Below are 5,886 nucleotides of genomic sequence, written 5' to 3'. Positions count from 1 at the left end.
AGGTCGTTCATGTTGAACAGACCCTTCTGGAAGCGCTTCATCATGCGCTCGGCCTGCTCGACCTCCAGCACCTCCTGCGCCTTTTCGACAAGGGCCACGATATCGCCCATGCCCAGGATGCGGCCCGCGACGCGGCTTGCGTCGAAGGTTTCCAGCGCGTCCATCTTTTCGCCAAGGCCGACAAAGCGGATCGGCTTGCCGGTGACCGCGCGCATCGACAGCGCCGCACCGCCGCGCCCGTCGCCGTCCATCCGCGTCAGCACGACGCCCGAGATGCCCACCTTGTCGTCGAATTCCTGCGCGACCTCGACGGCGACCTGACCCGTCAGCCCATCGACGACCAGCAGTGTTTCGCGCGGTTGCGCCACGTCGCGGACGGCCTGCACCTCGTCCATCAGCACTTCGTCGATATGCAGCCGGCCGGCAGTGTCCAGGATATAGACGTCGTAGCCGCCCAGCGTCGCCTGCTGCCTGGCGCGTTTCGCAATCTGGACGGCGTTTTCGCCGGGCACGATCGGCAGGGTATCGACGCCGATCTGCTTGCCCAGGATGGCAAGCTGCTCCATCGCGGCGGGGCGTTGCGTGTCGAGGCTGGCCAGCAGGATCCGCTTCTTTTCCCGCTCGGCCAGCCGCCGGGCCAGCTTCGCCGTGGTCGTCGTCTTGCCCGAGCCTTGCAGCCCCACCATCAGGATCGGCGCGGGCGGGTTGTCGATGCGCAATGCGTCGGGTTCGTCCTCGCCTTGCAGGACGCGGATCAGCTCGTCATGGACGATCTTGACCACCTGCTGGCCGGGCGTCACCGATTTCGTGACCGCTGCGCCGGTCGCCTTGGCCGTGACCGCCTTGACGAAGCTGCGGGCCACGGGCAGGGAAACGTCGGCCTCCAGCAGGGCCACGCGGACCTCGCGCATGGCGGCGGTAACGTCGTCTGCGGAAAGCGCGCCCTGCTTCGTCAGCCGGTCGAAGACGCCACCAAGGCGGTCGGACAGGTTTTCAAACATCGGCGGCCCTCCTGCGGCGCTGGTGACATTTTCTCCAAACAGTTCCGCCCCCGTGGGCGCAACGCGCTGACGGGGGGCGATCCCCGGCACGCGGGGACCGGAAGGGTTCGCCTTCCGGAGAGTCGCGGTTTCCTTACCCCCATGCGGCCCGGCAAGTCAACCCGCGACGGGCACGATGCAAATATGGACAGCCTGCCGCCGGACCGGGACCAAAGCGGCCCCCGGGGCCGCTTTTCAACAAAAGGCGTCTGGCCGCAGGCCAGTCCGCTGGATCAGCCCCCCTGACCGTAAAGCGCACGCGCGCGATCCTCGAAGGCGCGGACGATGCGCGCCATCGCCTCGCCAAAGACCACGCCGATGACCTTGCCCAGGATCGCGTTGCGAAATTCGAAATCGACGAAGAAATCGACCTTGCATCCGCCTTCGGGCAGGTCGGCGAATTGCCAGCCGCTGTGCAGATAGCGAAACGGGCCGTCCAGATATTCGGTGTCGATCCGCTGGTCCTCGGGCCACAGGGTCACGCGGCTGCCGAATCGTTCGCGAAAGACCTTGAAGCTGATCACCAGATCGGCCTCGATCACCTCGGCCCCGCCCGGACCGGGGCTGCGCGAGCGGATGCGCGCGGCGCTGTTCCAGGGCAGAAACTCGGGATAGCTTTCAACATCGGCCACCAGCTCATACATCTGGGTGGCGGTATAAGGCACGATCCGGCTGTCGCTGTGATGGGGCAATGAGAAGGTCCGTCTGCTTGGGCGTGTCTTGCTGCGGCAGAACTAGCAGGAGTGAAGCGGGATGAACAACCTCATGTGGCTGGTGCGTGCGGCACGCTGGGTCAGAAACCCGCCAAGCCCGCGAATGGTTGCGCTGGTCCTTGCCGTCATCGCGATCGCGCTGGCGATCGTGGGGCTGGAATATTTCGGCCTCTGGCCCGAATGGGCAACGATGGAGCGTCAGCGTGGCGTCCGCCTGCCGCGCCCCTGACCGCCGCCTTCAGCCACCCCGGCGCGAAAACGTGTCGCAGGCCGCCATCTGCCCGCTGTCGAAGCCGCGCATGAACCATTCCTGCCGGTCCGAGGCCGAGCCGTGGGTGAAGCTGTCGGGCACCGGCACCCGCCCCGCCGACTGGGCCAGGACATCGTCGCCGACCGCACCGGCGGCGGTGATCGCCTCGCGGATATCGCCCTCGTCGATGGTGCCGAACTGCTCGCTGGCTTGCCGCGCCCAGATGCCCGCATAGCAATCCGCCTGCAATTCCGTCAGGACCGAGATCCGGTTGGCGTCGCGTTCCGAGGCGCGGGCGCGGGCGCGATTGACCTGACCCAGCGTGCCGGTCAGGTTCTGGACATGGTGGCCGACCTCATGGGCGATGACATAGGCATAGGCGAAATCCCCGCCCGCCCCCATCCGGTCGCGCATGACGCGAAAGAAATCCGTGTCCAGATACAGCCGATGGTCGCCCGGACAGTAGAACGGCCCCATCGCCGAGGACGCGCTGCCGCAGGCCGATTGCACCACGCCCGAAAACAGCACCAGCACCGGGTCGCGATAGGCGATGCCCGCCTGTGCGGGCAGGACCTCGGCCCAGACTTCCTCGGTATCGGCCAGCACGACGGACACGAACTGGCCGATCTGCTGTTCCTCGGCGGTCAGTTCGCGGCTTTCTCCGGGCGGCGCATCGTCGATGGCACTGACCAGCGGCGAGATGTCGATCCCCAGGAAATAGCCCACCGCCAGCACGACCAGCATCCCCACGACGCCCATGCCGCCCGCGCCCGAGGCGGTCATGCCGCGCCGGTCCTCGACATTGCGGCTGCCCCGCCTTCCCCGCCATTTCATCGCGCCGATTCCCCTGCCCGGTCCGCCCCATCCGCTCACGCTAGCGCGAGGGGCGCGCGCGCTCAAGCGGGTTACGGGTTGACATGCGCGCCCGCCCGACCCAGCAACCCCGCAAGGACAAGACAGCGAGAGGGGCGACATGTTCGACTGGGTTCTGGGTGCCATCGGCGATTGGGGCTATGGCGGCATCTTCCTGCTGATGCTGGTCGAGCATCTGTTCCCCCCCATCCCTTCGGAAGTCATCATGCCGCTGGCGGGCTATCTTTCCGCGACGGGCGAGATGAACCTGTGGCTGGTGATATTCTTCGGCACGGCGGGATCGGTCCTGGGGACGCTCTGCTGGTATTGGGTCGCGCTGGCCATCGGCGAGACCCGGCTGAGGCGCCTTGCCGCGCGCTACGGGCGGCTTGTCACGCTGTCGCCCTCGGATATCGACACGGCACGCGACTGGTTCCTGCGCTACGGCAACATGGCGGTGTTCTTCGGGCGGATGATCCCGGCGATCCGCACGCTGATCTCGGTCCCGGCGGGGTTTGCGCGGATGCGCTTCCTGCCCTTTCTGGCCTATACCACCATCGGCAGCACGATCTGGACGGCTTTCCTGACGCTGGCGGGGGTGGTGCTGGAAAGCCAGTATGCGCGGCTGGAAAGCTATATCGACCCGGTGTCCAAGGCGGTGCTGGTGACGGTGATCGTGGTCTATCTCTACCGCGTGATCACATGGAAGCCGCAATAGGCGCGGCATTCACGGCATTGGCATTTGCGCAATCGGCGCGGCGGGCGTAACGGCGGGATCATGTTGGGTTTGTCGGACAGAGATATCGGCGCGCTGGCCGGGCTTGGGTCGCTGGGACTGCTTGCGGCGGCGCTGTTCTTCCAGTGGCTGGGCTATGCGCCTTGCGAGCTGTGCATCCTGCAACGCTGGCCCCATGTCGCGGCGGCGCTGATCGGCGCGGCGATCTGGTATCTCGGCTGGCGGCGCTGGCTGGCGCTGCTGGGGCTGCTTGCCGCCATCACCGCGACGGCGCTGGCGATCCACCATTTCGGGGTCGAATTGCGCTGGTGGGCCGGGCCGCAGCATTGTTCGGGCGGGGTCGGGAACCTGACGCAGCTTTCCACGCAGGACCTGCTGACCCAGCTTCAGGCCGCACCCATCACGCGCTGCGACGAGGTTGCCTGGCGCTTCCTGGGCATCTCGATGGCGGGGTGGAACGGCATCTGCTCGGCCGTGCTGGCGGGGGCCTGGGCGGTCTCGGCCCGCGGCAGGGCGCCCCTTCGCGGGGCATAAGGCCCCAAAGCGCGCGCTGCGCGATTGCACCCAAGCCGAGTGGGGGATATACCGTCCCCCAACTATATCTTGAGGCGAAACCGTGGCGGATACCCCCAACAACGACGACGACATCACCCCCGACGCCGCGCCGCAGGGCGAAGAGCGCAGCGTGATGCCCCATGACGGGCCGATCGTGAACATCTCGGACGAGATGCGCACCGCCTATCTGGACTATGCGATGTCGGTCATCGTCAGCCGCGCGATCCCCGATCTGCGCGACGGGCTGAAGCCGGTTCACCGCCGCATCCTGTTTGCGATGCACGAAACCAACAACACCCACGACAAGCCCTATCGCAAGTCGGCGCGTCCGGTCGGCGACGTCATGGGTAAATACCACCCCCACGGCGACTTCGCGATCTATGACGCGCTGGTCAGGATGGCGCAGCCGTTTTCCATGTCGCTGCCGCTTCTGGACGGCCAGGGCAACTTCGGCAGCATGGATGGCGACAATGCCGCCGCCATGCGCTATACCGAGGTGCGGATGGACAAGCCCGCCGCCTTCCTTCTGGCCGATATCGAAAAGGATACGGTCGATTTCCAGGACAACTACGACGGCAAGGACCGCGAGCCGACCGTCCTGCCCGCGCGCTTCCCGAACATGCTGGTCAACGGCGCGGGCGGCATCGCCGTCGGCATGGCCACGAACATCCCGCCCCACAACCTGGGCGAGGTCGTGGACGCCACGCTGGCCCTGATCGAGGACCCCGACCTGCCGACCGAGCGCCTGATCGAGATCGTCCCCGGCCCCGATTTTCCGACCGGCGGCACGATCCTGGGCCGCTCGGGCGCGCGCAAGGCCTACCTCGAGGGGCGCGGCTCGATCGTGCTGCGGGCCAAGACCCGGATCGAGGAAACCCGCAACGGGCGCTATTCCATCATCATCGACGAGATCCCCTATCAGGTGAACAAGGCCGTGATGATCGAAAAGATCGCGGAACTGGCCAAGGAAAAGCGGATCGAGGGCATCGCCCATGTGCAGGACGAATCCGACCGCGTGGGAGTGCGCGTGGTCATCGACCTCAAGCGCGACGCGACGCCCGAGGTGGTGCTGAACCAGCTTTTCCGCTTCACCCCCATGCAGACCAGTTTCGGCGCCAACATGCTGGCTCTGAACGGCGGCCGCCCCGAGCAATTGACCCTGCGCGACTTCCTGACCCATTTCATCACCTTCCGCGAGGATGTCGTCGCCCGCCGCACCGCCTATGAACTGCGCAAGGCACGCGAGCGCAGCCATATCCTGTGCGGCCTTGCCGTCGCGGTCAGCAACGTCGATGAGATCGTGGCGACCATCCGCAGCAGCGCCGATGCCGCCGAGGCCCGCGCGCGCCTGATGGAACGCCGCTGGCCCGCCCATGAGATCGTCGAATACCTGCGCCTGATCGACGACCCCAAGCATCCGGTGAACGAGGACGGCACCTATAACCTGTCCGAGGCGCAGGCCCGCGCCATCCTGGAACTGCGCCTGCAACGCCTGACCCAGATCGGCGTGAAAGAGGTCACGGACGAGTTGAAATCCCTGGCCGACGCGATCCGCGAGTATCTGGCCATCCTTGCCTCGCGCGAGCGGATCATGGGCATCATCGCCGACGAATTGCGCGAGGTGCGCGAGCAGTTCGCCGTCCCCCGCCGCACCGAGATCAGCGACTGGTCCGGCGACATGGACGACGAGGACCTGATCGAGCGCGAGGACATGGTCGTCACCATCACCTCGGGCGGCTA

Annotated in this window: 7 protein-coding genes; 4 read left to right on the top strand and 3 right to left on the bottom strand. The window is 66.5% G+C overall.

The features are described 5' to 3' along the window. Together Q0O97_RS17120 and Q0O97_RS17115 are read right to left on the bottom strand one after the other, a co-directional pair. Window positions 1-1,001, bottom strand: a 1,001-nt coding sequence (locus Q0O97_RS17120) for a signal recognition particle receptor subunit alpha (protein WP_294932276.1), incomplete at its 3' end; no start/stop codon positions are given. Window positions 1,002-1,273: 272 nt separating this feature from the next. Next, entirely contained in the window at window positions 1,274-1,732 is a 459-nt protein-coding gene (locus Q0O97_RS17115; RefSeq protein WP_294932273.1) for a type II toxin-antitoxin system RatA family toxin, read from the bottom strand. A 61-nt stretch (window positions 1,733-1,793) separates the two neighbouring features. Here Q0O97_RS17115 and Q0O97_RS17110 point away from each other — a divergent pair, with 61 nt between their 5' ends. Further along, on the top strand, window positions 1,794-1,982 hold the full coding sequence (locus Q0O97_RS17110; RefSeq protein ID WP_294932270.1) for a hypothetical protein: 189 nt from the start codon (window positions 1,794-1,796) through the stop codon (window positions 1,980-1,982). Window positions 1,983-1,991: 9 nt separating this feature from the next. Here the strand turns inward: Q0O97_RS17110 and Q0O97_RS17105 are convergent, their stop codons facing one another. Beyond that, on the bottom strand, window positions 1,992-2,837 hold the full coding sequence (locus Q0O97_RS17105; RefSeq protein ID WP_294932267.1) for a neutral zinc metallopeptidase: 846 nt from the start codon (window positions 2,835-2,837) through the stop codon (window positions 1,992-1,994). A 139-nt stretch (window positions 2,838-2,976) separates the two neighbouring features. Between Q0O97_RS17105 and Q0O97_RS17100 the strand changes: the two genes are divergently transcribed. From Q0O97_RS17100 to Q0O97_RS17090, 3 genes are all read left to right on the top strand, one after another. Next, window positions 2,977-3,573, top strand: a complete 597-nt coding sequence (locus tag Q0O97_RS17100) for a DedA family protein (RefSeq protein WP_294932264.1) — start codon at window positions 2,977-2,979, stop codon at window positions 3,571-3,573. A gap of 60 nt (window positions 3,574-3,633) precedes the next feature. After that, a complete protein-coding gene (locus Q0O97_RS17095; protein ID WP_294932261.1) occupies window positions 3,634-4,125 on the top strand; it encodes a disulfide bond formation protein B in 492 nt (163 codons plus the stop codon). A gap of 154 nt (window positions 4,126-4,279) precedes the next feature. Then, on the top strand, window positions 4,280-5,886 hold a 1,607-nt coding region (locus tag Q0O97_RS17090; protein ID WP_294932279.1), incomplete at its 3' end, for a DNA topoisomerase (ATP-hydrolyzing).

It is taken from the genome of uncultured Paracoccus sp., from assembly GCF_945915435.1.
GTDB lineage: Bacteria > Pseudomonadota > Alphaproteobacteria > Rhodobacterales > Rhodobacteraceae > Paracoccus.
The sequence above is the reverse complement of the archived record's forward strand: the minus strand, read 5'-3'. Positions and strand labels throughout refer to the sequence as shown.

Bases quoted from the DNA above. Each gene is read 5' to 3' on its own strand.
- Q0O97_RS17110 (WP_294932270.1), top strand. From the start codon at position 1,794: ATGAACAACCTCATGTGGCTGGTGCGTGCGGCACGCTGGGTCAGAAAC.
- Q0O97_RS17105 (WP_294932267.1), bottom strand. From the start codon at position 2,837: ATGAAATGGCGGGGAAGGCGGGGCAGCCGCAATGTCGAGGACCGGCGC.
- Q0O97_RS17100 (WP_294932264.1), top strand. From the start codon at position 2,977: ATGTTCGACTGGGTTCTGGGTGCCATCGGCGATTGGGGCTATGGCGGC.
- Q0O97_RS17095 (WP_294932261.1), top strand. From the start codon at position 3,634: ATGTTGGGTTTGTCGGACAGAGATATCGGCGCGCTGGCCGGGCTTGGG.